This window comes from Shewanella acanthi (assembly GCF_019457475.1).
Classification (GTDB): Bacteria; Pseudomonadota; Gammaproteobacteria; order Enterobacterales; family Shewanellaceae; genus Shewanella; species Shewanella acanthi.
This window is the reverse complement of the sequence record NZ_CP080413.1, coordinates 3312717-3335318: the sequence shown is the minus strand read 5'-3', so window position 1 is coordinate 3335318 and position 22602 is coordinate 3312717. Positions and strand designations below refer to the sequence as shown.

Here is a 22602-nt window from a genome sequence, read left to right as displayed (position 1 = left end):
TTGGCAATAGTAGATCCCATTATCAATGGACTTAACTCGGGGTGGCTACACACCGATGGTAGCCAGTTAAAAGAAAATCAACAATTTGAAGCCGATGTAGTGATCGTTGGTACTGGCGCTGGCGGGGGAGTCGCGGCAGAAATTTTAAGCCAAGCAGGGCTTAGCGTGATCATGATAGAGGCGGGACAACTGCGCTCATCCACCGATTTTAATATGGAGGAGCGCGTCGCCTATCCCAATCTTTACCAGCAGGCTGCGGCAATGAAAACCTCAGACAAGGCGATTGGTATTTTTCAAGGTCGCTCTGTGGGTGGCTCGACCACAATCAACTGGACAACCTCCATCCGCACCCCAACTGAAGCCTTAGCCTTTTGGGAGCAACAAAAATCCGTTAAGGGCCTTAGCCGCGAAACACTCGACCCATGGTTTGAGCAGATGGAGCAGCGTCTTAATATCCATGAATGGAAATTCGAACCTAATCGTAATAATGCCGCGCTAAAGCAGGGCTGTATTAATCTTGGTTGGGATTACACTGTCATTAAACGAAACGTGGCGGGCTGTTGGAACACAGGTTATTGCGGCATGGGCTGTCCGGTCAATGCCAAACAGTCGATGTTAGTGACGACCATTCCTTCGGCGCTCGATAAAGGAGCCCAACTCTTTAGCCGTGTTAAAGTGGTTAAGATTGAGCACCATAACGGCAAGGTACTCGCCCTTAAGGCGCAGGCTCTCGATAGCAACTCCAAACCGACGTCCGTTGAGCTGATGTTTAAGGCCAAGCACTATATTATGAGCGGTGGTGCCATTCACACGCCTGTGCTGATGATGCGATCCGATGTGCCAGACCCACATAAACTCTTAGGTAAGCGCACCTTTTTACATCCTGTTCTGCTCTCTGGCGCCATCTTTAGTGACGCCATTAATGGTCACAGTGGTGCGCCTCAGTCGATTTATTCCGACGAATTTGTCTGGAAAAACGGCGTAGCGGGAGAACTGGGTTATAAGCTCGAAGTGCCGCCGATCCATCCTGTGTTAATGGCGTCTAAGTTGCTCGGTCACGGTAAAGAGCACGCTGAAGCCATGGCTAACTTTAATCAGTTTCAACTAACGATTGCCCTCGTCCGAGACGGCTACCATCCCGATAGTCAAGGCGGTCAAGTGCGTTTAACTGACAAGGGCTTTGAGCTCGATTATCCGTTAACTGAGACCTTCTGGCGCGCAGCGCGCCGCTCCTTTGCCAGCATGGCTGAACTGCAGTTCGCTGCTGGTGCGATGAAGGTGATGCCAGTGAGTGATGGTATGCCGTATTTCACCTCTTGGAAGGATGCGAAAGAGGGGATTGAGCAGATGACGTTGGCACCGCTTAAGACTGTGGTGGCTTCGGCCCATGTGATGGGCGGCTGTCCATTTGGTGAGGATGAAAAGCTCTCAATGGTAGATAGTTATGGCCAGTCCCATTACCTCGAAAACCTCTCAGTAATGGATGGTTCTATCTTCCCAACCAGCCTTGGCGCTAACCCGCAGCTGTCTATCTATGGTATTACTGCGCGTAATGCCACGGCGTTAGCACAAAAGCTCACCGATGGCCGCGAGCCGCAATAGTGTGGGGTCTTTATGGGATCGGTAACATCCTTGGAGGGCGGCTGTTTATGTGGGGCGATACGTTATCGGATTGAGGGCAAGCCCTTCGACGCCGATTATTGCCATTGCCGCATGTGCCAAAAAAGCATTGGGGCCGTATTTGGTGCTTGGATGGATTTTAAGCTGCAACAGGTGACTTGGGTTAAGGGGCAAGTGACTGAGTTTGCTTCATCTGAGTGTGTGAGACGTGGCTTTTGCGCCCACTGCGGCTGCTCATTGTCCTACAGGCACACTGAGTATCCCGACTATCTCACCCTGACGATCGCAAGCTTAGACGATCCGAATTTAGTGCAGCCTAATTACCATATTTATACCGAGCAGCAGCCAAGTTGGCTCAAGATTGAGGATAACTGCCTACGCTATCCTCAGGCGCGTACTAAGTAAGCTAACGTTCGGTCTATTAAGGCGCGATAAAATCCAGCGCGTTAACATCCGCTGCGGATAGGCCAAATAGGGTGAGGTAACTTACCAGATTGGTTTGTTGGCCGGTTGGCGATAACCCATTGACGGCATTTAGAATCGTGCGCTGCGCCTTACGTTCCAACATCAGCTCAACAGCAAGCATCTGCTCGTATTCCGTTTGGCTTAGGCGATCCTTAGCAAGACGTCGCAGGCGGCGATAGGGGACGATTAATTTATCGTCCCACTCCATCACGCCTGTGATTAAGATCTGCCACTGCTTACTAGAAAAAAGATTGCTTGAGGTCTGTTTACTCGAAGTATCGGCGCTTACACCTGTCCTTGTATTATCCAAATACAAAGCCAGTAGCAGCAGATTCACATTCACCGCATAGCTGTCCTGTAGCATTAGGCACAGGGCTTGATTCTTCGCGTAGCAAGCATCTCCCCATTGCCATACTTGGTTGTCCAACGGTTTATTTTCCACTTTTCAATCCCTTGAATACTAGTGTCAGAAATAGAATGCCTTACACTTAAGCCTAAATTACTGGCTCATCAGCTCAAGTTCAATGGCATCGATTTCTTCTTGCAGTTCGAGCCATTGCATTTCGCTGTCTTCCAGCGTTTGGGTAAGGCCCGTTCGTTCGGTCAGTACGGCTGTTAGTTTGGCCTTGTTGTCCTGCTCGTAAATATCGCCATCGGCGAGCATGGTTTCTAGTTCGGCGAGACGGTCGTTCAGCTTTTGCTGCTCGGTTTCTAACTTGGCCTGTTTGCGTTTTAGCGGCGATACCTTTTGGCGCAGCTCGGCCTCTAATCGTTTTTGCAGTTTCTTATCGACAGCAGGTTTGGATTCTTCGCCACAGCTAGCTTGGTTTGCGCTCGCTTTAGCAGCATCGAGCAACCATTGGTGGTAATCCTCTAAATCGCCGTCGAATGAGCGCACTTCACCCTGATCTACCAGATAGTAATCACTACAGGTCAACCGCAGTAAGTGGCGGTCGTGCGAGACGATAACCATTGCGCCTTCAAAGGTTTGAAGTGCCATAGTTAGGGCATGGCGCATCTCTAGGTCTAAGTGGTTGGTGGGCTCGTCGAGCAGCAGCAGGTTAGGGCGTTGCCACACTAATAGTGCCAGCACTAAACGGGCTTTCTCGCCGCCCGAGAAGGGGCTAACGGGGCTGAGCGCCATATCGCCGTTAAAGCCAAAACCGCCGAGGAAGTTACGCAGTTCCTGTTCGCGGGCGTTTGGCGCAAGGCGCACTAAATGCTGCAGCGGTGAGTCGTCTAAACGTAAAAATTCGATTTGATGCTGGGCAAAGTATCCGATATTGAGCCCTGGATTTGGCTCGTACAGGCCTGTCATCGGCGATAATTGACCCGATAACAGTTTGATCAGCGTCGATTTACCCGCGCCGTTGCGACCCAAAAGACCGATACGGGCGCCGGGCACTAAGTTCAAATGCACTTTACTCAGGATTTGCTTGTCGCCATAACCCACGGCGACTTGCTCCATTTTAATTAATGGATTGGGCAGGGCTTCGGGCGGGCGAAACTCCATATAAAACGGGCTATCGGCTTGCGATGGCAGTAGCTCTGTCATCCGCTCTAGCGCCTTTAGGCGGCTCTGCGCCTGCTTAGCTTTACTAGCCTTGTAGCGGAAGCGGTCAACGAAGGACTGCATGTGCGCCCGTTCTTTTTGTTGGCGCTCAAAGGCGACCTGTTGCTGCGCCATTCGCTCGGCGCGGATGCGCTCGAAGGCGCTGTAGTTGCCTTTGTAATAATTGAGTTTTTGATTTTCGACGTGAACAATCTCATCGACAATTTCGTCGATAAAATCCCTGTCGTGGCTGATTAAAATCAGCGTGCCTTGATAGGACTTAATCCAACCTTCGAGCCAGTACATGGTATCTAAGTCTAAGTGGTTGGTGGGTTCGTCGAGCAGCAGTAAGTCGGAGCGGCACAGTAGCGCTTGGGCAAGGTTAAGGCGCATCCGCCAACCACCCGAAAAGCTTTTCACAGGGTTGTTTTGCTCGGCTTCACTAAAGCCTAAACCCGCCAGCAGGGCACCCGCGCGGGCGCGAATGGCGTAGCCGCCAATGGCGTCGATTTTACCGTGCAAAGTCGCAATCGCATGGCCATCGTTGTGTTCCTGAGCGATATGCAAATCAGCCTCAAGTTGGCGATATTCTTTATCACCATCAAGCACATACTCAAGGGCAGACACTTCAAGCGCTGGGGTTTCTTGGGCAACGCTGGCAATCAGCCAGCCCGACGGCATGCCAAACTCGCCTTTATCTAAGCTCAGGTGACCCATAATTAATGCCAGCAATGAGGATTTACCCGTGCCGTTGGCACCGACTAGGCCGACCTTATGGCCGGGATAGATGGTCAGAGAGGCTTCATCGAGCAGGGTTTTGCTGCCACGGATTAATTGTGCTTGGTTGATGCTGATCATTAACTACAACTTGGTCATATCGTGAATGGTTAAGGGCTGTGATGATAGCGTACAAGCTAATGGCAAACCACAATTTAGGCCGTGTTGCTGAGTATTTCTTACACTTTTTACCTCTTCTTTTTGGCGAGTGTTGTGGCGGCTTTTATGGCGCTCTTATGATGAGTGGTAAAGCGAGTGTACGGCCGATTTGGCAAATCCTTCTTGAGTGAATCCCGCAAGATGCTAACACCTGCTCACCTTTTATGGCATCACAACTTGGTTTAAAGGCTGGCAATAGCTGGGCACTGTGGCAAAATAGCCGCCAATTTCGGGCTCACGCTTTCGGTTTATCAAGCTAAGCGTAGTCATCTTCTGATTCAACTGTACTGGTCTGTGCGTAAAGGTATTAGCATGACAACCAAAATCAAAAAGCGCTTCGTAGCTGGCGCTAAATGCCCTAAATGTGGCGCCAAAGACAGCATTCTGCTGTTTAAAGAAAACGGTATCGAAACCGTAGAATGTACCGACTGCGATTACCGCGAACAGCAAACCGACGTTAAAGTCGCTGAAAAAGCGACTGGCGCCGTGATTGGGGTGTTTAAACCAGACTAGGTTTGGGTTCGTCTTAACTGTTAAAAACAGAATTTAAAAAGTTCCTTCAACTCGCGGCACAGGATTATCATTGTTTCCCCTGTGACACGCCATAAACACATCCTTGAAGGCTCGACGGCGACATCTGTTGTACATAGATGTACTAATGGCGCGATCACATGGATGTGAAAGAGCGGCCATGCCGCCAACAGTAACAGTTGCAACAATGCCAATCTTTACGACCATCGAATTGTTCATCTGACTAAAAGCTTTTTTGCCCCATTGCGCATTATCGGGGCTGCTAGCAATTAACTCTACAAGCTGTAAGTTGACCAAATTTTAGTAATGCTACGGAATAACTAAAGGACTCTGACTTTATAGTGTGTCTAACGGACTAGTTGTCCCTGCGAAATGTTGGCCAAGTACATGGGTATAGATTTGTGTGGTACTCACATCATTATGCCCAAGGCGTAAAAAACTCGCGCTCATTAAGCCACACTTGCATCAATCTCAGCCAGCCATAGCGAGTCCAGCGGTGAAGGAGCTCTATACGTGGCTCTGCCCAAAATGTCAGCACGGTCATCTGCAATTTCAGGGGGTAATAAAGCCTGCTGGATTACTGATAAATACAGCTCAGTTTGAGTTGCCTCGCGCCGCAGGGTTGCCTTGAACTCGAGGATAACGTAAGCGGTAGTTAACGTGTGAGGGGATGAGAGTGGATGGCGTGATGCCTATGCAGGGGAAGAGTCATGTTTGTCACTTGAACTTACGGGCCAACACGCGTAATCGGCAGCACTAAACACGGCCAAAACCGTTGCTGAGGAGGTTAAAGCACAAAATAATTCAAGCAATTAGTCCTCAATTGGTTAAAGAACCCCCTACCGTAAAAAAGCAAATTCCTATAGCATGATTAATACCAAATAGTACGGATGTGGCAGCGGCCAAGTCCAACAATCGATTGATGCCCAGCAAACAGCACAGGGCATCAATACTAAGACGTTAGGCGAAAAGAGAAGTACGTCATGAATCAAGAGCATAAAAAAGAACTGATACAAAGAGGCATCGATAACGGGAATTTTCCTAAGCTGCTATATAAGTACAGGACAATAGATCAAGCAAAACAAATATTAGATAATTTCTCATTTTGGTTTGCTACTCCAGACACATTTAATGACCCATTTGATTGTGGTCTTTCAGAGAATCCGGCTCCGACTTTGGGTGACGCACGAAAGCACTTTAAGAGGCTGATGATCCCTGAAGAGACAATAGAGCAAACAATAGAGTGGCTACAAAGAAATCCAGAAAAATTAGCTGAACTTGTAAAAACTACAAAGGAGAAGACTATTTATACTAAAGGTGTTCTATCTCTCTCAGAAAGATTTGATGACATCTTAATGTGGTCACATTATTCTCAATATCACCAAGGGGCTGTTTTCGGCTTAGATATGGAAGCCGACTTAGATTTCTTTGTGACACCGATAAGAGTCGATTACAAAGATAGTTATGAAGAGCTTAATTACTTAGATGATCCAGAAAAGTCAACCATTGATACACTAAAGATTAAATCGTCTCAATGGAGCTATGAAAGTGAAATAAGGATATATAAAAATAAATCAGGGCTACACAAAATTAGTGAAAAGGCTATTCGTGAAATCTATTTTGGAATCAACACTACTCAAGAAGATATTGATGAAATACGTAAAATATGTTGTAGCAAAGGTTTAACTGACATTAACTTTTTTAAAGGTGAAAAAGCCCACGGCTCATTCAAAGTAGAGTTTAAGGCTTTGTAATCGCCTAACAAGCGCATGTTGTCGGACTGGTTTCCCGCTGCGCTCCAAACCAGCCGCAAATACGGGCGTTATATGGCATCATGATTAAGAAGATTGCGATTACCTTTGGAGTTTTACATTTAAGCTTTGTCATATTTATGGCTTACGTAATTGCTACGTCATCAGATCCCGTGGCAGTTAATGCGTGGCTTTTATTTATTCCTTTAGATTTTCCCATTTCTTTAGGTATGTTTCCTGTCAGCTATATTTTCGACGGTAATTGGCTTTTAAGCTCTATTGACGAAAATGGTAATTACAATATATTTAGGGATATTAATAACTTTTGGGTGCCAGCTATTTACACCGGAATTGTCGGTACGGCATGGTGGTATTATTTACCAATTCTGTTTCATAAATTCGTTTTGCTAATAAAAACCAAGAAAGGTTAACCAGCCATATAACAAGCAATTCAACAGGGACAAATAACAGTTGGCTTTTGTTCACTTCGTTCACTATTTTAGCCAACTATTATTTGCCCGTTAGGCATCACTATGAACTTAGATGAGCTAGTCAACTCCGTGCAAGAGCCAGAATTAAGAGAAAGGCTTTCTCATTTGGTCGGGGAATGGAAGCAAGATGACAAAGATGTGGAAGCGCTCGCGTATCTAATTAGCAAGTGGCATGGAAATGTTTGGTTCCAAGATACGGAAGCTTCAAACAAATTTCACTCTGATTTTCATAATTTCAAAAATGCCGCCATAGACAATATTGGCGGCTTAACATTAAACGAAAGGCTATATTGGTTTGGTCTTTTTGGGGCATGGGAAAACGCTAATGAAACTAATCAACAGCGCTTGCGTAGTAAGCTCCATGCAAATGCCTAACAAGGCCAGCCAGAGGGAACAAAAAAACCGCCGCTTCGCTCTGGTTTTTCGTCCCCTGCTGGCGGCGTTATATGGCAAGGTGATTATGTGGGAATCGTTCGAACCAAGTGATTGGGAAAGCTTGCCTCACTTGTCTGGTAGAGTTGCGACCGAAGACGATGTGAAAAATGGTGTTGCTGTTTTTTACATCCCTGAAGGAAGTTTTGCACTGAATGCAATGTTGCCAACATGTGTTATTCAGATCGATGAAGATACTGGAGAGAGAACGCCTGCAGTTGTAATTCAGGCCGAACAAGCTGGGGACCAAGTCTATTTGGGGCTGCGTTATTTAACTGGCGGTAATGGAATTTGCGGTCTAGATGAAGTTGAGCAATTGGAGGAGCCTAATGAAGAGTTTGCCATATAACAAGGCCAGCCAACATCGCTCCCTTCGGTCGCTGGACCTCGTTACACTCGGCCGCTGCTGGCGGCGTTATGCCTAAGGAAAACGTATGAGCATCATCTCAAATGCAAAAGAAGTCGCAGAGTTGGTAAAAAAGTTAGGCGACATTGAGCTATATCGTAAAATTGTCGAGTTAGAAGGTGAAATTATTGACCTTTCGCGAACGAATCACGCATTGCAAATAGAAGTCGACGAGCTAAAAAAGAAGGTGCTATTAAATAAATCACTTTCTTTCAACGCGCCTTTCTACTATAGCGAAGGAGATGCTACACCTTACTGCCCGAAATGTTGGGAAAGCGAAGGAAAGGCCGTTCACCTGGTTAATGAAGGATATCATTCAGATTTGAATCAAACAGCATTCGGCTGCGTACCTTGCAAACATACCTATTGGTATAACGGGCGTCATGCATAACAAATTGCTCCATTTGACGCAGCGGTCTACGTTCCTTTTTGTGCATTCGCTTCGCTCATTGTTGCACAAAAATCCACTACAACCGCTGCGCAAATGAGCAAGGCGTTATAAGCCAGGGAGGGTTCGTGCCATCACAAGTTTTTGACAAGGCTTTGAAAATATTTTTTGAGGCAGAAGCGCAAAACATCTTAAGTGGTGTAAGTGAACGTAATCTTTGCGCTAGATTGGCTATGCATCTGCAAATATTAGCCAATGAAAATGGCTTCGCCGGGTACTATGCAGATCCTGAATACAACAGAAAGCAAAATGGCAAGGTGAAAACAATCCTTGATGAGCAAATGCAGGTTGTAAATATAACTTGTGATCTCATTTTGCATAGCCGAGGTGAGATCATGGAAAAAGATAATCTCATTGCCATCGAAATGAAAAAGTCAGAACGGCCAGAAGAAGAGAAATCTAGCGATAGAGCTAGATTGAGGACTTTAACAAAATCTAGTTTTGATGGCGTCTGGTCTTACGACGGAGAGACACATCCAGAACATGTTTGTGGCTATGAGCTCGGTTACTTTATAGAGCTGGATCGTGAAAATTACTCTTACATAGTTCAAGTGTTTAAAGCAGGAAATCTGGTTAGTGAGTATGGCGGCAAGTTCAGCTTATAACAATTTGCTGTACTCGGACCCAACTACGCGCCGCAAGCTTGTGGTTTGCTGCGCAAGCTTTACAACAAGCTTGCTCTGCTCCGTTGGGCCGGTAAGCAAGGCGTTAATCCATAGAAATTTTTATCCGAAACTGACTAGTTAGAGTTAATGCTTTAACTCAAAAATGTCCCTTAAGATGACGAAACGGTTGTGCGGATGTGTAAATTGCCATTGAAGCACCTGTGACCGTTGGCGACATGGATGTCGCCGTCGAGCCCTCATGGATGAGTTCACGGCGTGTCACTGGAGAGACAATGGCAATTAGCTGCACTAGCTCTGCACTTGTAAACCGCTCGCTCGCTTTTATTAAAACTCTATCTCACGGATTTTCTCTTTTAAACTGCTAGTCCTTAAAGGACTTTGCTTGTTCAATGTATACATTTACCAAGAGTGAACCATTCTACTTTTTCGAATAATCCAAGCGTGATTTCGCGTTATTCTTTTGTAAATTTCCTTGATATTCTTTCCTTCATATTAGGCAAATGGCGTTTAGGCTGTTTTGTCAGCAAGCAATGCCAGCAAGCAAATTGTGGCGGTTAAGCCTAGGAGCGCGTAATGAAAGTATTAGGTCAGTTTTCTGCCAGACCTGCGATGGATGGCGATGGGGTGAATATTCGTCGTGTGGCGGATTTTGTCACTACCCATTTCGACCCATTCTTGATGATGGATGAGATTAAATCCGATGATAAACAGGATTTTATTGGTGGCTTCCCGCCGCATCCGCACCGTGGGATGGAGACTTTTACCTATATCCGTAAGGGGGGCTTTGAGCACCGCGACCAGATGGGCAATGTCAAGGCGATTCGGGCCGGTGATGTGCAGTGGATGAGTACGGGTTACGGCGTGGTGCATTCTGAAATGCCGCTGGCCGATGCGCTCGATGGCCTGCATGGCTTCCAAATTTGGGTCAACATGCCAGCTAAAGACAAACTGCGCCCAGCGACCTATCAGGACACTGCATCAGTCCCCAGTGTTGAAACCACTAACGACACTGGCGCAACCCTAAAAGCTTTAGCGGGGGATTGGGCATTTGCTGGCCAAGCGGCGATTAGCTCTAGCATTCAGGGTTTGTCGGGTGAGGCGGCGATTAGCGATATGATGATTAACCCTAACGGTGAAGCGCAGCTCGATTTATCCAAGCATGAGTTTGCGGCGCTGTATCTTTACCAAGGCGGCCTGAAGAAAGGCGATAATTCACAGTGGTCATTCAATGAAGGCGAGTTTTTAGTCCTCGATAGCCAAGCGCCATTGCACTTTAAGGCCGATGAGCGTGGAGCGGGGATGTTACTGTTTGTGGGCAAACCCATCCGCGAAAAGATCGTCCAGATGGGCCCCTTTGTAATGAACACCCAAGCGGAAATTCAGCAAGCCATTCGTGACTACCAAGAAGGTCGCTTCGGGCAAATTGCTTAAAGCAAGAAAAAGAACGCTTTTAAATCTAAGGCCCATGAAAGTTTAAGCCCAGCCCTGCGCTGGGCTTTTTGTTGTGGTTGGGAAGCAAGCGGAGGTGCCCCTTCAGTATGTTTTATTAAACCAGTTGAAGACGTTTTACCAAAGCCTGCAGAAGACACTTCAAAGACTTCAGGAAAAGCGTGCGCTTTATTGCTACAATAGCCGAGCTTTGGGAATGGGCTTTTTACAAGATATATGTAAGTGATACGCATGCGTTAGCAGACTTTCCCTCAGAATGATTCAATTTTGTTAGTAAAAACAATGCATTTTCAGTGACCTGCTAAAGCGATTAACGCTGCTAAATCAACGAGCAGCTACCAATGGCGCGGGTTACCCACCACAGGATATTCGCCTTGAGCAATTCAGATACTCAGCCTTCAATGGCTTTCTCGACTCTTAAGCTAAAAACCGAACTGCTTGAGAACCTTACCACTATGGGCTACAACGAGATGACGCCAATTCAGGCGCAGAGCTTGCCAGCCATCTTAGCAGGCGAGGACGTGATTGGTCAGGGCAAGACAGGTTCGGGTAAGACTGCCGCCTTTGGTTTGGGGTTGCTGAACAAGTTAGACGTGAAACGTTTTCGCATTCAGACCTTAGTGCTGTGTCCAACTCGCGAGCTTGCAGACCAAGTCGCGCAGGAAATCCGCACCCTTGCCCGTGGTATCCACAACGTCAAAGTCTTAACCCTGTGTGGTGGCGTGCCTATGGGGCCGCAGATTGGCTCATTGGAACATGGTGCTCATATTATTGTTGGCACGCCGGGTCGGATTGTCGATCACTTAGAACGCAACCGTTTAGACCTGAGTAACCTCAACATGCTGGTGCTGGACGAAGCCGACCGTATGCTGGAAATGGGCTTCCAACCCCAGCTGGATGCGATTATCGAGCAGTCGCCACGCGAGCGCCAAACGCTGCTGTTTAGTGCGACTTTCCCTGAGCAGATCCAATCGATCGCTAAGCAAATCATGTACAACCCTGTGATGGTGAAAGTGGCCGTTACCCACGAAAAAAGCACCATTGAGCAACATTTTTACCACTTAAACGACGATAAGGCGCGCATGCAGGCGCTGCAATTATTACTGCTGGAACGCAAACCTGAGAGTGCTGTGGTGTTTTGCAATACCAAGCGCGAAACCCAAAAAGTGGCCGACGAGCTCAGCGATGCTGGCTTTAGCGTCATCGCCCTGCACGGCGATTTAGAGCAGCGTGACAGGGATGAAACCCTGCTGCAATTTGCCAACAAGAGTGCCTGTGTGCTGGTGGCAACCGACGTTGCTGCCCGTGGTTTAGATATCGACGCGCTGGACGCAGTATTTAACTACCACGTTGCCTTTGATACCGAAGTGCATATTCACCGCATTGGCCGCACCGGCCGTGCGGGCAGTAAGGGCGCTGCTTTTACCTTCTATAACGATCAGGATGGCTACAAAATTGCCCTGTTAGAAGAGTATTTAGAGCGCGATATTCAAAGTGAAGCGCTGCCATCATTAAGCTTGTTGGGTACCGCGCCCAATGCGCCAATTATGATCACCCTGCAAATTGATGGCGGTAAAAAGGAGAAGTTACGTCCAGGCGATATCTTAGGAGCCCTCACAGGGGAGAATGGTATCGAAGGCTCGCAGGTCGGCAAAATCCTTGTGACGGACTACCGCGCCTATGTGGCGGTAAATCGCAAGGTGGCTAAAAAGGCGCTCAGTAAAATCACTAGCGGCCGCATCAAAGGTAAATCTTATCGCGCATGGTTGATGAAATAAGCGCTAACGTTTAGTGAAATAAGCATTTGTCAGGCTAAAAAATCGGGGACGTAACGTCCCCGATTTTTTATCATATAGCGCTAATCCACTATGGGCAGGGCAGTCTGAATTTATCCGATAACTCGTTGAGTCGAGTGAGTAACTCGGGTGACAGGCTGACCTTCAAGCTGTCGATATTTTCTTTCAGCTGGTACAAGTCCGTAGCTCCGATAATGTTAGAGCCCACAAATTTACGAGAATTAACAAAGGCTAATGCCATTTGCGCAGGCGAGAGGTTAAACTCGCGGGCTAAGTCGACATAGGCTGCTGTGGCGTCGAGGGCGATTTGCGAGCTGTTGTAGCGGGCAAAGCGTTTAAACAGGGTTAAGCGCGCACCTTCGGGCCATTGATTATTACAGTACTTGCCCGATAATGCGCCAAAGGCTAAGGGCGAATAGGCCAGCAGTGGCAATTCTTCACGGTGGCTGATTTCACTCATGCCGACTTCAAAGCTACGGTTAAGCAGGTTATAGGGATTTTGTACCGAGATGATGCGCGGTAGGCCGTGTTTTTCCGCCAGCTGTAGGTACTTCATAATGCCCCACGGCGTCTCGTTCGACACACCGATATAGCGCACTTTACCCTGACGAATCACTTCGGCAAGCGCCTCTAGGGTTTCAAGGATGGGGGTTTGTTGCTCAATCTCTTGTTCGTCGTAGAAGAGTTGTCCGAAGAAGTTAGTGTTGCGATCCGGCCAGTGCAGTTGGTAGAGATCGATGGTATCGATTTGTAAGCGCTCAAGCGATGCATCGACCGCCTGATGAATGTTGTTCCAGTCCAGCGCCATCTTTTTGCGAATGTAGTCGCTCTTTCCACCGGGAGCCGCAATCTTAGTGGCAATAATCAGATCGTCACGGTTACCGCGCGCCTTGATGTATTGACCTAAAATTCGCTCGGTTTCCCCTTGGGTTTCTGGCCTAGGTGGCACAGGGTACATTTCTGCGGTATCGATAAAGTTGATGCCATTTCCGATGGCGTAATCGAGCTGAGCAAAGGCTTCTGCCTGTGTATTCTGCTCGCCCCACGTCATTGTGCCTAAACAGATTTTACTGACTTCGAGATTCGAATGCGGTATGCGTCTGTATTCCATCTATCTCTCCTGCTCAATCGTCTTACTTCGAGGCTATCAAGCTTTTGCTTTAAAGCAAAGGTTAATGCGAATGGTATTAATGATGTGCTTTAAAAATAACCAGTTAAAGTTTCAAGGCAGGAGACGGATTGGGCTGGATTTTGGTTTAAATTTAATCGCTAAACGAGGATTTTGGCTTTTTCAGTCGAAATGACGTCAACAACGGCTATTTTTGTTATTTTTCATAAAATTAGCACTTTCTAAATCAGATTTTATCTCAGTTTTACTTCGTTCGTTATAAAACTACATTTAAAGTTCATTGTTCCACCATGTGGCGATGAATGTCACAAAAGGATGTAAATTTACGTATGTAAATTACGAAAATGCGCCGAAGTGTGACCTCAATAGCGGAATATCTGTCCATAAGCATCTACTCTATTTTTATCTAAAAATTTTTTCATGGTTGATATTTGTGATGGCAGATCTTTCAAACCAAATTATAACGATCAAAAAAGGCCTTGACTTGCCGATTGCTGGCGAGCCTCGGCAGATCATTGAACCCGGAAATAGGCCATCGCAAGTGGCACTGCTGGGCGAGGAATATGTTGGCTTAAAACCGACTATGCTGGTGGAAATTGGCGATAGGGTTAAAAAGGGCCAACCTTTATTCGAAGATAAAAAGACCGAAGGCGTGCTGTTTACTGCCCCCGCCAGCGGTGAGGTTGTTGCTATTAACCGTGGGCTGCGCCGTGTGTTGCAATCGGTCGTGATCCGCTGTGACGGCCAAGATGCGCAGGAGCAAATCCGCTTTGATATTCATCAAGATATTGCTTCGCTTTCCTTTGAAGTGGTGCAGGCGCAATTAGTGAAAAGTGGTCTTTGGACTGCGCTGCGTACTCGTCCTTTCTCCCGCGTTCCAGCACTTGACACTAAACCTGCTGGTATTTTCGTGACGGCGATGGATACCAATCCGTTAGCGGCCGATCCGCGTTTGATTATTAGCGAACAAGCCGATGCCTTTAAGGCGGGCTTACAGGTGCTGAGCCATTTGACCGAAGGCAAGGTTTACCTGTGCCAAGACAAAGGTGAAGCCTTAATTGATGCTAACTTCGCTCAAACAACGTTGCCTAAAGTAGAACTGCGCCGTTTTGCCGGTGTGCACCCTGCGGGTTTAGTGGGTACTCATATTCATTTCATTCTGCCTGTGAGTATTGAGCGCCAAGTCTGGCATATCGGCTATCAGGATGTGATTGCCTACGGCAAACTGTTCCAGACTGGTGAGTTATATACCGACCGCGTGGTGGCTATTGGGGGTCCAAGTGCGCTTAATCCCCGTCTATTACGCACCCAACTTGGGGCGCAATTAAGCGCTGTTGTGGCCGATGAAGTACGCCCTGGCAATATTCGTGTGGTTTCGGGCTCAGTGCTGTCGGGGCATACCGCTAAATCAGTGCACGACTTTTTAGGGCGTTTCCACAATCAGATTTCATTACTCGCCGAAGACGATAAACACCGCGTATTGCCTTGGGTTCGCGGTGGTTCGGATAAGTTTTCGATTACCCGCACAGTGACATCCCGTTTATTCGGCCTCAGTAAAACCTTCGAATTTACCACCCGTCAGGGCGGCTCTGCCCGTGCCATGATGGCCTTTGGTCAGCTCGATCGCGTGATGCCGTTGGATATTTTGCCGACGCTGTTAGTGCGCGACTTAGTGGTGCGCGACACAGACGAGGCGCAGGCCTTAGGCGCACTGGAGCTGGATGAGGAAGATTTGGCCCTGTGTACCTTCGTGTGCCCTGGGAAATACGACTTCGGTAAAGAGTTACGTGCCTGTCTAGATGTGATCGAGAGGGAAGGTTAATGACCAAGCAATCTAAAAAGCCTGATTTACAGGAAGACTATTACGCTTCGGGCAAGTCGATTAAGGGGTTTGTGCGCTCTCTAGTGATCGCCAACGGTCGCAGTACTAAGGGTAAAGTACATGTCCGTGACGCGATTGACGTAAAACGTACCATGACCTTAGTGGGCCTGTGTTTATTACCGACCATTCTTTTCGGTTTATATAACTTAGGTTTGCAAGCGCAAATCGCACTGGCGAGTGGCCTAGGCACACCCGAGACTTGGAAATTATTTCTGTTCAATACTGTTACAGGCGGCTTAAGTGCCGATACCGGTGGCGTTGGACGTTTTTTCTACGGGTTAAGTTTTTTCCTACCGATTTATCTGACAGCTTTACTGACTAGCCTTTTCTGGGAAGTGGTATTTGCTAAGGTGCGCCGTCAGGAATTACATGAAGGTTTCTTCGTTACCGCACTGTTGTTCACTTTAATCCTGCCGGTATCGACCCCGCTGTGGATTGTGGTGATTGGCATCAGCTTTGGTGTTGTAGTGGCTAAAGAGCTGTTCGGTGGTATGGGATATAACTTCCTTAACCCTGCAATGGCGGGTCTAGCCTTTATCTATTTTGCCTACCCAACCGAAGTGCAAGCGCTTAAGCAACTGGTGGCCGTGGATGGTTTTTCGGGTGCAACGGCCCTGACGCAAGCTGCTGCAGGCAAGCTGCAATTTGCCGACTACAGCTGGTATAGCGCCTTTAGCGATCCAAACTGGTGGAATAATTTCTTTGGCTTTACCGTGGGCGCCATTGGTGAAACTAGCACATTGGCTATTCTTATCGGCGGTTTAATGTTGCTCGTGACCCGCTTAGCCGATTGGCGCATCGTAGCGGGCGTCATGGTCGGCATGATTGCGACCGCAACCCTCTTCAATGTTATCGGTTCTAGTACAAACCAGATGATGTCTATGCCGTGGACATGGCATTTAGTCACGGGTGGTTTTGCTATCGCGATGATGTTTATGGCGACTGACCCTGTAACAACCGCGTATACCCGTCAGGGCAAAATTGCCTACGGTATTCTGATTGGTTTTATGACGGTTCTTATCCGTGTGGCGAATCCTAAAATGCCCGAGGGCGTGATGTTAGCGATTCTGTTCGCCAACCTTTGGGCACCACTTTTAGATTACATGGTGGCTCGTGCCAACATCAAACGGAGAGTAAAACGTCATGGCCTTTAAGAAAGATACTGTGGTGGGGACCATGATCTTCACCATCACGCTCTGCTTGCTGTGCTCATTTATGATCACCGGCACTGCGGGAATTTTAAAAGAGCGCAAGCTGGCTAAAAAACGCGATGAACTGCAACGCTTTGTGCTGATGGCCTCCGATGTGGGTTTAGGCGAAGGCACTGAGTTTAGGGATATTTTTGCTAAGTCGGTGAAGCCATTATTGATTAACCTCGATACCGGTAAAGTGGATTCTGACACTAATGTGCTCGATTTCGATGAGCGCATGGCGGCGATTAATCCCGATACCTCAAGCACGCCGAAAAAGGATATCGCCAAAATCAAAACCCGCGCTAACGATGTGCGTGTGTTTAAGGTGTTCGATGATAACGGCAAGCTATCGAGTGTGGTTGTGCCATTCTACGGAAAGGGTCTTTGGTCGATTATCTATGGTTATATGGCGGTGGAGCCTGATCTCAATACCGTTAAGGGCATAGTGGTTTACGAGCATGGTGAAACGCCAGGTATTGGTGACTTTATTACCGATCCAGATTGGCTAGGGTTGTGGAAGGGTAAAAAACTCTTTGATGACAATGGCAAGTTTGCGATGCGTCTTGTTAAGGGCGGCGCCAAAGAGGGCGACACCCATGGCGTGGATGCGGTAAGCGGCGCGACCATGACGGGCCGAGGCTTACAACGTGCCGTTGAGTTTTGGTTCGGTGAAGAGGGCTTTCAGACCTTCTTCAAACAGTTAAAGGCAACTGAAGGTCTGGCTGATCCGCAAGCAGGCTCTCAAGGTGGCTCTCAACTAGAGAATGGAGGTGCGCAATGAGTCACTCTTTATCGATGCGTGACATGTTAGCGGGGCCGGTGTTTGCCAACAACCCCGTGGCGATGCAAGTGCTGGGCGTGTGTTCGGCACTGGCGGTGAGTAACTCAATGCAAACCGCCGTGGTGATGACGCTGGCGGTGACCTTCGTATTGGTTTTCTCGAACCTGATTATCTCGAGTATCCGGAATTTTATCCCTAATAGTGTGCGGATCATTGCTCAAATGACGGTCATTGCCTCATTGGTGATTATCGTGGATATGGTGCTTCAGGATGTGGCCTACGAACTGTCTAAGCAGTTGTCAGTGTTTGTGGGACTTATCATCACAAATTGCATCATCATGGGACGCGCCGAAGCGTTTGCGATGAAGTATCCACCGCACCTTGCCGTTGTCGATGCAGTGGGCAACGCCGCGGGTTATGGTTTTGTGCTTATCAGTGTGGCTTTTGTGCGTGAGTTATTAGGCACAGGTAATTTGTTTGGCCATAGCGTGTTAACCACGGTAGAGAACGGTGGTTGGTACTTACCCAACGAGATGTTCAAGTTACCCCCCAGCGCCTTCTTCCTGATTGGTGTGCTGATTTGGACCATTAACGTGATCCAGCGTAAACGCGGTTAAGGAACGGATATGGAACACTATATTAATCTCTTTTTACAGGCCACATTCCTCGACAATATGGCGCTGTCGTTCTTCCTCGGTATGTGTACCTTCTTAGCCGTGTCTAAAAAGGTATCAACAGCCTTTGGACTGGGTATTGCGGTCATTGTGGTGATGACCTTGGCTGTGCCGTTAAACCAGCTGATTTATGCCAAGGTGTTATCACCGGGTGCGCTGGCGTGGGCGGGCCTACCCAATATCGATTTAAGCTACTTACAGCTCATCACCTTTATCGGGGTTATCGCGGCATTAGTACAAATTTTGGAAATGTTTTTAGATAAATACATTCCTAGCCTCTATGACTCACTCGGGATCTTCCTGCCACTGTTAACAGTTAACTGCGCGATTTTTGCCGGGGTGATTTTTATGGCAAACCGTGACTATAGCCTTGCCGAATCGGCGGTATTTGCCATGGGTTCTGGTACAGGTTGGGCGGTGGCCATTGTGATGCTGGCGGGTCTTCGTGAGCGGATGAAATTCCATGCAATCCCAGAGGGGCTGCAGGGCATTGGGATCACCTTTATTACCACTGGGCTAATGGCGCTGGGCTTTATGTCTTTCTCTGGTATTTCACTTTAACGGGTATTTGTACCTGAGACATAGAACAGCATTCTTTTTATAAAGAGCTATAAAAGGGTTTATAGAATGGAAATGGCAATTGGTATAGGCATGTTCACCTTAGTGGTGTGCTTGCTGGTGATAGTGATCCTTATCGCCAAAAAGAAATTAGTCTTGTCTGGTGAAATCACCATTGGCATCAACGACGATGCCGAAAAGACCATTAAAGTGGCCGCGGGCGACAAATTATTAGGCGCGTTGGCGGGTAAAAACATCTTTATTCCATCGGCCTGTGGCGGCGGTGGTACCTGCGGTCAGTGCCGCGTTAAAGTGAAATCCGGCGGTGGCGATATTCTGCCAACCGAGCAGGGCCATATCACCAAGAAAGAAGCCAAAGAGGGCTGCCGTTTAGCCTGTCAGGTGGCGGTGAAAGCTGATATGGAATTGGAGCTTGAAGAAGAAATCTTTGGCGTGAAGAAGTGGCAATGTGAAGTGATATCTAACGATAACAAAGCCACCTTTATCAAAGAGTTATTATTGAAACTCCCTGAGGGCGAAGATGTGCACTTTAAGGCGGGGGGGTATATTCAAATTGAGGCGCCCGCCCATGAGGTGAAATACGCTGACTTTGATATTCCTGCGATGTACCGCGACGACTGGGAAAAATACGGCCTGTTCGACCTCGTGTCGACCGTGAAAGAAGACGTGTTGCGCGCCTATTCGATGGCGAACTACCCAGACGAGAAGGGGCGCATTATGCTGAACGTGCGTATCGCGACCCCGCCTTCAAATGATTTGCCACCGGGTAAGATGTCATCCTACATCTTTAATCTTAAAGCGGGTGACAAGGTGACTATATCAGGTCCGTTTGGTGAGTTTTTCGTGAAGGATACCGATGCCGAAATGGTGTTTATCGGTGGTGGTGCGGGTATGGCGCCAATGCGCTCACATATCTTCGATCAACTTAAGAGCAAGCACACTAAGCGTAAGATGAGCTTCTGGTATGGCGCCCGCTCAAGTCGTGAAGTCTTCTATCAGGAGGACTTCGATACCTTAGCCGCTGAGAATGACAACTTTGTTTGGCATGTGGCGCTGTCGGAGCCGCTACCAGAGGATAACTGGACGGGTTACACCGGTTTTATCCATAACGTGCTATATGAAAATTACCTCAAAAATCATAAAGCGCCCGAGGATTGTGAGTTTTATATGTGTGGCCCACCGATCATGAACTCATCTGTTATCAATATGCTTGAGAGCCTTGGTGTTGAAAGCGAAAACATTATGCTCGATGACTTTGGTGACTAATTTGAGGGCTAGTATTTAGGCTGTTTTTTTGAATTGAACTTGGGCACTAAGACTAGAAGCTCAATCATCAAATCGAGTGCATAAGTTTTAAGAAGAACCCGCGTTAAGTAGCCTTAACGCGGGTTTTGTTTTGCTGTTTGAAGCTTACTCTCGCTCAAGTGTTTGCGATTAATTACCGCCGCTAGCTTTGGGAGGCAAGGTGCTAATTTGGGCGTTTTCCACCATAAAGGGCTTGCTAAGCCAGGTAAAAATCTCAGTGCTGACCGCCTTAAGATGACTGCCGCCCACGGTCCAGTGGCAAGCTCCGGGTATTTCAACTAGCTTGGCGATAGCTCCGTATTTCTTGGCGATGGCTCGCTGGATTGTGATAGGCGTAATTCGGTCAGCCGTTCCACCAACGATTAACATGGGGCACTGAATACGTTTAGCATCGACTCGTGCAAAGCCATTGGGAAACATACCACCAATCCCAATTTGGAAGGTCGCTCGCCCTGACTCGTAGGTAGCGTTATCGGCGATAAAGCGCTGCACATCAATACTCTGGGTATTGGCAATGCCGTATTGCACATTGGCAAGGCCGATTTCGGTGACTTTCTTCCACAGTGGAAACAGTAATAGATTGCGACCAAAGGTACGAATCATCGACCAACTCCAACTGTTAATCCCCCCTGGCGCAGCCGAGGAGATAAGCACCAGTTTGTTAACATGTACCCTAGTGGCGACAAGCTGTGCGAGTACCCCCCCCATGGAGTGACCCACCAAAATGGGAGGCACTTTTAAGTTGTCCACCTTAGCGATGATAAAGTTGACATAATCCTCAAGACTCGTTTGCGCCAAGGCATTTTTATCGGCATTAGTGTAACTGGCTTTAGGTTTGTGCATAGGTAAACATAGGGCCTCGACACTGTAGCCCTGTTGTTCAAACTCGGCTTTCAGTTCGAACATGGCTTCATCTGTTCCCCACATTCCGTGGATGAGCAGCACCGGCGGTTTAATCAATTCAACTGGCATCATGGAAATCTCTCCATTGCTTAAGCGATAGCTTTTAAATCCTCGACCACTTGCTTTGCACTTTGGTGCGCCGAGGTGAACTGTAAAATGCCGTCTTCAATGGCATCCTCGGTGAGGATCTTCTTGTCTTTGCCATAATGCATTGTCACCTGCCAAGGACCTGCTTTGCCTTGTCTTGGCATTCTCGCGGTGGCGCGAGCCATATAACCAGGGGCGAAACCTTCAATCATACTGACACCCGTGTTGTTATTGGCGGTATCAATGGCTTTAGCTACAGCATAACCATTTTTTTGCATATGGCTGAATAGATTACATAAATAACGACCACCTATATCAGCTTTGAGGGTCCATGGCGCGTTGGTATAACCGAATATCCAGCCGTAATTGGGTAGCCCCTCGATCATAATGCCTTTGTAGATCATGCGCTCTGGCACATTAACTTGAGCACCGTTCACTGAGAATGCCATACCCCCCATCAGCTGCATTTCGAGCCCTGTGGCTGTCACTATGACATCGGCATCTAAATGTTGACCCGATTTAAGCCTGATCCCCTTCTCAGTGAAACATTCGATGTGGTCAGTGACGATATTGGCTTTCCCAGAGCGAAGGGCGGTAAAAAAGTCGCCATCGGGAGCGGCACACAGACGTTGTTCCCAAGGATTATATTGGGGTGAAAAGTGGCGCATATCGACATTTGGGCCAACTTGCTTTTGCACATGGGACAGCAAGCGTTTACGCATCATATTGGGCCACTTGCGACAGGCAAGATACAGTCCGCGTTGCAGCAGAATATTGCGCTTACGGGCGAAGTCGAAGACCCACTTTTTGGGGAGGATGCGGTTGAGCATCATAGATATTTTATCTACCGAAGGCACCGACATTATGTAGCTGGGCGAGCGCTGTAACATGGTCACATTCGCCGCCTTGTCGGCCATGCTCGGTACTAGGGTGATGGCGGTGGCTCCGCTGCCGATAACGATGACTCGTTTTCCGCTGTAGTCTATGTTTTCGGGCCAAAACTGTGGATGAACAATTTGCCCCTTGAAGGATTCTTCGCCTTCGAAATGTGGGCGATAACCTTGGTCAAAATTATAGTAACCGGCGCAGTTAATTAAGAAGGCGCAGCTGAAGAGCTTCTCCTGACCTGTGGCTTCGTGGCGGGCGGTCAGTGTCCAGCGCTGAGTGGCATCGGACCAATCCGCTTTTATGATGGCAAAGCCGTATTGGACCTTCTCATCAAAGCGAAATTCTTTAGCGGTTTCGATGACATAATTGCGGATGTTAGTCCCTTCGGCGAGGACCTTGTCAGAATACCAAGGTTTAAAGTCGAAGCCAAAGCTGGCCATATCCGAGTCGGAGCGAATGCCAGGATAGCGGAATAAATCCCAAGTTCCGCCCATTTTTTGCCTGCGTTCGAGGATGGCGAAGTTTTTATTGGGATGTTCCGTCACTAAACGGCAAGCCATACCAATACCTGACAAACCAGCCCCAATGATGATTGTGTCGTAATGCTTTGAGTCCATTGTGATTTCCTTTTTATAGTTATATTGGTTTACACCAACTTTACTATTTCAGGAATCGCGC

General features: G+C 47.8%; 24 protein-coding genes and 1 pseudogene. 17 read left to right on the top strand and 8 right to left on the bottom strand.

All coding sequences use genetic code 11. The features are described from left to right. Together K0H61_RS14335 and K0H61_RS14330 are read left to right on the top strand one after the other, a co-directional pair. Positions 1-1602: a GMC family oxidoreductase gene (locus K0H61_RS14335; protein ID WP_220050161.1), complete on the top strand. Its 1602-nt coding sequence runs from the start codon at positions 1-3 to the stop codon at positions 1600-1602. Between the two features lie 12 nt (positions 1603-1614). After that, on the top strand, positions 1615-2025 hold the full coding sequence (locus K0H61_RS14330) for a GFA family protein (RefSeq protein ID WP_220050160.1): 411 nt from the start codon (positions 1615-1617) through the stop codon (positions 2023-2025). Between the two features lie 16 nt (positions 2026-2041). Here K0H61_RS14330 and K0H61_RS14325 read toward each other — a convergent pair whose 3' ends face one another. Together K0H61_RS14325 and K0H61_RS14320 are read right to left on the bottom strand one after the other, a co-directional pair. Continuing rightward, entirely contained in the window at positions 2042-2527 is a 486-nt protein-coding gene (locus tag K0H61_RS14325) for a DUF2390 domain-containing protein (protein WP_220050159.1), read from the bottom strand. 57 nt (positions 2528-2584) lie between these two features. Next, positions 2585-4495 carry an ABC transporter ATP-binding protein gene (locus tag K0H61_RS14320; protein ID WP_220050158.1) on the bottom strand — a complete coding sequence of 637 codons (1911 nt, stop codon included), beginning with the start codon at positions 4493-4495 and terminating at the stop codon, positions 2585-2587. A gap of 390 nt (positions 4496-4885) precedes the next feature. Between K0H61_RS14320 and K0H61_RS14315 the strand changes: the two genes are divergently transcribed. Continuing rightward, positions 4886-5086 carry a YheV family putative zinc ribbon protein gene (locus K0H61_RS14315; RefSeq protein ID WP_220050157.1) on the top strand — a complete coding sequence of 67 codons (201 nt, stop codon included), beginning with the start codon at positions 4886-4888 and terminating at the stop codon, positions 5084-5086. 354 nt (positions 5087-5440) lie between these two features. Here K0H61_RS14315 and K0H61_RS14310 read toward each other — a convergent pair. Further along, a pseudogene (locus tag K0H61_RS14310) lies at positions 5441-5533 on the bottom strand (tyrosine-type recombinase/integrase); the annotation flags it as partial. Positions 5534-6087: 554 nt separating this feature from the next. Between K0H61_RS14310 and K0H61_RS14305 the strand changes: the two are divergent. The 6 genes from K0H61_RS14305 (at position 6088) to K0H61_RS14280 (ending at position 9237) form a co-directional block, all read left to right on the top strand. Beyond that, a complete protein-coding gene (locus K0H61_RS14305) occupies positions 6088-6858 on the top strand; it encodes a DUF2971 domain-containing protein (RefSeq protein ID WP_220050156.1) in 771 nt (256 codons plus the stop codon). A gap of 80 nt (positions 6859-6938) precedes the next feature. Further along, positions 6939-7286 (top strand): hypothetical protein, encoded by a 348-nt coding sequence (locus K0H61_RS14300; protein ID WP_220050154.1) that lies wholly within the window; start codon positions 6939-6941, stop codon positions 7284-7286. 102 nt (positions 7287-7388) lie between these two features. Further along, complete coding sequence (locus K0H61_RS14295) at positions 7389-7721, top strand: hypothetical protein (protein ID WP_220050152.1); 333 nt, start codon at positions 7389-7391, stop codon at positions 7719-7721. Further along, positions 7672-8127 (top strand): hypothetical protein, encoded by a 456-nt coding sequence (locus K0H61_RS14290; RefSeq protein WP_220050150.1) that lies wholly within the window; start codon positions 7672-7674, stop codon positions 8125-8127. The genes K0H61_RS14295 and K0H61_RS14290 overlap by 50 nt, the downstream gene beginning before the upstream one ends. Positions 8128-8212: 85 nt before the next feature. Further along, the gene (locus K0H61_RS14285) at positions 8213-8575 is read left to right on the top strand and encodes a hypothetical protein (RefSeq protein ID WP_220050148.1); all 363 of its coding nucleotides are present in this window, start codon (positions 8213-8215) and stop codon (positions 8573-8575) included. A gap of 125 nt (positions 8576-8700) precedes the next feature. Next, positions 8701-9237 (top strand): hypothetical protein, encoded by a 537-nt coding sequence (locus tag K0H61_RS14280; RefSeq protein WP_220050146.1) that lies wholly within the window; start codon positions 8701-8703, stop codon positions 9235-9237. 157 nt (positions 9238-9394) lie between these two features. On the opposite strand, the gene K0H61_RS14275 is transcribed toward K0H61_RS14280, so the two are convergent. After that, the gene (locus tag K0H61_RS14275; RefSeq protein ID WP_220050145.1) at positions 9395-9547 is read right to left on the bottom strand and encodes a hypothetical protein; all 153 of its coding nucleotides are present in this window, start codon (positions 9545-9547) and stop codon (positions 9395-9397) included. A gap of 284 nt (positions 9548-9831) precedes the next feature. Here K0H61_RS14275 and K0H61_RS14270 point away from each other — a divergent pair, with 284 nt between their 5' ends. Then, positions 9832-10689: a pirin family protein gene (locus K0H61_RS14270; RefSeq protein WP_220050143.1), complete on the top strand. Its 858-nt coding sequence runs from the start codon at positions 9832-9834 to the stop codon at positions 10687-10689. On the opposite strand, the gene K0H61_RS14265 is transcribed toward K0H61_RS14270, so the two are convergent. Next, on the bottom strand, positions 10686-10940 hold the full coding sequence (locus tag K0H61_RS14265; protein ID WP_220050141.1) for a hypothetical protein: 255 nt from the start codon (positions 10938-10940) through the stop codon (positions 10686-10688). The two genes, K0H61_RS14270 and K0H61_RS14265, sit on opposite strands and share 4 nt — an antisense overlap. Positions 10941-11108: 168 nt before the next feature. Between K0H61_RS14265 and dbpA the strand changes: the two genes are divergently transcribed. Then, positions 11109-12485: an ATP-dependent RNA helicase DbpA gene (gene dbpA / locus K0H61_RS14260; RefSeq protein WP_220052736.1), complete on the top strand. Its 1377-nt coding sequence runs from the start codon at positions 11109-11111 to the stop codon at positions 12483-12485. Positions 12486-12573: 88 nt separating this feature from the next. On the opposite strand, the gene K0H61_RS14255 is transcribed toward dbpA, so the two are convergent. Beyond that, a complete protein-coding gene (locus K0H61_RS14255; RefSeq protein ID WP_220050139.1) occupies positions 12574-13614 on the bottom strand; it encodes an NADP(H)-dependent aldo-keto reductase in 1041 nt (346 codons plus the stop codon). Positions 13615-14068: 454 nt separating this feature from the next. Between K0H61_RS14255 and K0H61_RS14250 the strand changes: the two genes are divergently transcribed. From K0H61_RS14250 to nqrF, 6 genes are all read left to right on the top strand, one after another. Continuing rightward, a complete protein-coding gene (locus K0H61_RS14250) occupies positions 14069-15454 on the top strand; it encodes a Na(+)-translocating NADH-quinone reductase subunit A (protein ID WP_220050137.1) in 1386 nt (461 codons plus the stop codon). Next, the gene (locus K0H61_RS14245) at positions 15454-16668 is read left to right on the top strand and encodes an NADH:ubiquinone reductase (Na(+)-transporting) subunit B (RefSeq protein WP_220050136.1); all 1215 of its coding nucleotides are present in this window, start codon (positions 15454-15456) and stop codon (positions 16666-16668) included. The genes K0H61_RS14250 and K0H61_RS14245 overlap by 1 nt, the downstream gene beginning before the upstream one ends. After that, positions 16658-17488 carry a Na(+)-translocating NADH-quinone reductase subunit C gene (locus K0H61_RS14240; RefSeq protein WP_220050134.1) on the top strand — a complete coding sequence of 277 codons (831 nt, stop codon included), beginning with the start codon at positions 16658-16660 and terminating at the stop codon, positions 17486-17488. Before K0H61_RS14245 ends, K0H61_RS14240 begins: the two co-directional genes overlap by 11 nt. Beyond that, on the top strand, positions 17485-18105 hold the full coding sequence (locus K0H61_RS14235; RefSeq protein ID WP_220050132.1) for an NADH:ubiquinone reductase (Na(+)-transporting) subunit D: 621 nt from the start codon (positions 17485-17487) through the stop codon (positions 18103-18105). Before K0H61_RS14240 ends, K0H61_RS14235 begins: the two co-directional genes overlap by 4 nt. Positions 18106-18114: 9 nt before the next feature. After that, positions 18115-18723 (top strand): NADH:ubiquinone reductase (Na(+)-transporting) subunit E, encoded by a 609-nt coding sequence (nqrE, locus tag K0H61_RS14230; RefSeq protein WP_220050130.1) that lies wholly within the window; start codon positions 18115-18117, stop codon positions 18721-18723. Positions 18724-18789: 66 nt separating this feature from the next. Continuing rightward, complete coding sequence (nqrF, locus tag K0H61_RS14225) at positions 18790-20007, top strand: NADH:ubiquinone reductase (Na(+)-transporting) subunit F (RefSeq protein WP_220050128.1); 1218 nt, start codon at positions 18790-18792, stop codon at positions 20005-20007. Positions 20008-20175: 168 nt separating this feature from the next. Here nqrF and K0H61_RS14220 read toward each other — a convergent pair whose 3' ends face one another. Together K0H61_RS14220 and K0H61_RS14215 are read right to left on the bottom strand one after the other, a co-directional pair. Next, positions 20176-21021, bottom strand: a complete 846-nt coding sequence (locus tag K0H61_RS14220; RefSeq protein ID WP_258405954.1) for an alpha/beta hydrolase — start codon at positions 21019-21021, stop codon at positions 20176-20178. A 17-nt stretch (positions 21022-21038) separates the two neighbouring features. Further along, a complete protein-coding gene (locus tag K0H61_RS14215; RefSeq protein WP_220050126.1) occupies positions 21039-22541 on the bottom strand; it encodes a flavin-containing monooxygenase in 1503 nt (500 codons plus the stop codon). Positions 22542-22602 lie beyond the last annotated feature (61 nt).

Bases quoted from the DNA above. Each gene is read 5' to 3' on its own strand.
- K0H61_RS14285 (WP_220050148.1), top strand. From the start codon at position 8,213: ATGAGCATCATCTCAAATGCAAAAGAAGTCGCAGAGTTGGTAAAAAAG.
- K0H61_RS14300 (WP_220050154.1), top strand. From the start codon at position 6,939: ATGATTAAGAAGATTGCGATTACCTTTGGAGTTTTACATTTAAGCTTT.
- dbpA (WP_220052736.1), top strand. From the start codon at position 11,109: ATGGCTTTCTCGACTCTTAAGCTAAAAACCGAACTGCTTGAGAACCTT.
- K0H61_RS14250 (WP_220050137.1), top strand. From the start codon at position 14,069: ATGGCAGATCTTTCAAACCAAATTATAACGATCAAAAAAGGCCTTGAC.
- K0H61_RS14295 (WP_220050152.1), top strand. From the start codon at position 7,389: ATGAACTTAGATGAGCTAGTCAACTCCGTGCAAGAGCCAGAATTAAGA.
- K0H61_RS14245 (WP_220050136.1), top strand. From the start codon at position 15,454: ATGACCAAGCAATCTAAAAAGCCTGATTTACAGGAAGACTATTACGCT.
- K0H61_RS14255 (WP_220050139.1), bottom strand. From the start codon at position 13,614: ATGGAATACAGACGCATACCGCATTCGAATCTCGAAGTCAGTAAAATC.
- K0H61_RS14290 (WP_220050150.1), top strand. From the start codon at position 7,672: ATGAAACTAATCAACAGCGCTTGCGTAGTAAGCTCCATGCAAATGCCT.
- nqrE (WP_220050130.1), top strand. From the start codon at position 18,115: ATGGAACACTATATTAATCTCTTTTTACAGGCCACATTCCTCGACAAT.
- K0H61_RS14220 (WP_258405954.1), bottom strand. From the start codon at position 21,021: ATGATGCCAGTTGAATTGATTAAACCGCCGGTGCTGCTCATCCACGGA.
- K0H61_RS14235 (WP_220050132.1), top strand. From the start codon at position 17,485: ATGAGTCACTCTTTATCGATGCGTGACATGTTAGCGGGGCCGGTGTTT.
- K0H61_RS14270 (WP_220050143.1), top strand. From the start codon at position 9,832: ATGAAAGTATTAGGTCAGTTTTCTGCCAGACCTGCGATGGATGGCGAT.
- K0H61_RS14315 (WP_220050157.1), top strand. From the start codon at position 4,886: ATGACAACCAAAATCAAAAAGCGCTTCGTAGCTGGCGCTAAATGCCCT.
- K0H61_RS14240 (WP_220050134.1), top strand. From the start codon at position 16,658: ATGGCCTTTAAGAAAGATACTGTGGTGGGGACCATGATCTTCACCATC.
- K0H61_RS14265 (WP_220050141.1), bottom strand. From the start codon at position 10,940: ATGCGTATCACTTACATATATCTTGTAAAAAGCCCATTCCCAAAGCTC.
- K0H61_RS14330 (WP_220050160.1), top strand. From the start codon at position 1,615: ATGGGATCGGTAACATCCTTGGAGGGCGGCTGTTTATGTGGGGCGATA.
- K0H61_RS14215 (WP_220050126.1), bottom strand. From the start codon at position 22,541: ATGGACTCAAAGCATTACGACACAATCATCATTGGGGCTGGTTTGTCA.
- K0H61_RS14320 (WP_220050158.1), bottom strand. From the start codon at position 4,495: ATGATCAGCATCAACCAAGCACAATTAATCCGTGGCAGCAAAACCCTG.
- K0H61_RS14305 (WP_220050156.1), top strand. From the start codon at position 6,088: ATGAATCAAGAGCATAAAAAAGAACTGATACAAAGAGGCATCGATAAC.
- nqrF (WP_220050128.1), top strand. From the start codon at position 18,790: ATGGAAATGGCAATTGGTATAGGCATGTTCACCTTAGTGGTGTGCTTG.